The sequence below is a fragment of the Rhodopseudomonas sp. BR0M22 genome, from assembly GCF_010907035.1.
Taxonomy (GTDB): domain Bacteria; phylum Pseudomonadota; class Alphaproteobacteria; order Rhizobiales; family Xanthobacteraceae; genus Rhodopseudomonas.
The window spans coordinates 1-1,135 of sequence record NZ_QUMK01000146.1; the positions used below are offsets into that span (position 1 = coordinate 1).

A 1,135-nucleotide genomic window follows, 5' to 3' on the forward strand; every position below is an offset into this window, starting at 1 on the left:
AGCGTCAGATGTGTATAAGAGCACGCGGTAAGGGCACTCACAACCCCCGCTCCCGGCTGTATTTGTTCGGCAGCAGATCGCTGATCCCGACGGCTTCGACGCCGTCCGGTCCCGGCACCAGCACACGGGCGTTGCGGTCGTAGTCCCAGATCAGTTCGCGGCAGGCTCCGCAGGGCGAGACGACGCGGACTTCGCGATCGGTGTCGTGCGGCTTGGGGTGGCGCACCGCCACGATGGTGTCGATGCCGGCTTCGCCGAGTTCGGTGATCACCTGGCCGAGCGCGACCGCTTCGGCGCACACCGCCATCCGGCCGAGATACGCGTCGAGATTGACCGCGACGTAGCGCTGCCCGGTACGCGTCAGTAGCGCGGCACCAACCTCCTGCCAGTCGTTACGATAGCGCTTGGTAATTGCCGCGATCGCGGCGTCGATCAGCGCGCGGTCGGCCTCGGTGATGCTCACTTCGACAGCTCCTTCAGGCCGAGCTTGATCAGCTGCGCGGTCGCGGCGTCCTCGCCGGCGCTGCGCGAGGCGGCGGCGACCGCGGCGGCCGCCTGCGGTTGACCGTAACCAAGATTGACCAGCGCGGAGATCGCATCCGCGACAGCGCGCGGCGCGGTGTTGTCTTCGATCGCGCCAGACAGATGTACGACAGCCGGATCGACGTTGCCGAGCGCCGGCACCTTGTCTTTCAATTCCGACACGATGCGCTCGGCGACCTTCGGCCCGACGCCGGGCGTGCGCGCCACCGCGGCTTTGTCACGCAACGCGATCGCATTGGCGAGGTCGTGCGGCGGCAGCGTCGACAGCACGGCCAGCGCCACCTTGGCGCCGACGCTCTGCACCGTCTGCAGCAGACGGAACCATTCGCGCTCGGTATCGGTGCGAAAGCCGAACAGCTTGATCTGATCCTCGCGCACATAAGTCTCGATCGACAGCGTCGCCGCCTCGCCCGGCGACGGCAGCGCCTGCAGGGTGCGGCTGGCGCAATGCACCTGATAGCCGACGCCGTGGACGTCGAGGATGACGTAGTCCTCGCCGTAACTATCGATCACGCCTTTGAGCTTGCCGATCATGGGGTGGCTCCGGCGCGCAGCATCTCTGCTCCCCTCCCCCCTGCGGGGAGGGGTCGGG

The 1,135-nt window shown here is 67.5% G+C and carries 2 protein-coding genes; both read right to left on the minus strand.

What is annotated here, in order from left to right; all coding sequences use genetic code 11:
- Positions 1-37: 37 nt before the first annotated feature.
- Positions 38-463, minus strand: coding sequence for a cytidine deaminase (locus DY468_RS24510; protein ID WP_164608210.1), 426 nt, complete (start codon positions 461-463; stop codon positions 38-40).
- Positions 460-1,077 (minus strand): Holliday junction branch migration protein RuvA, encoded by a 618-nt coding sequence (gene ruvA, locus DY468_RS24515; protein ID WP_164608212.1) that lies wholly within the window; start codon positions 1,075-1,077, stop codon positions 460-462. The genes DY468_RS24510 and ruvA overlap by 4 nt, the downstream gene beginning before the upstream one ends.
- Positions 1,078-1,135 lie beyond the last annotated feature (58 nt).

Bases quoted from the DNA above. Each gene is read 5' to 3' on its own strand.
- ruvA (WP_164608212.1), bottom strand. From the start codon at position 1,077: ATGATCGGCAAGCTCAAAGGCGTGATCGATAGTTACGGCGAGGACTAC.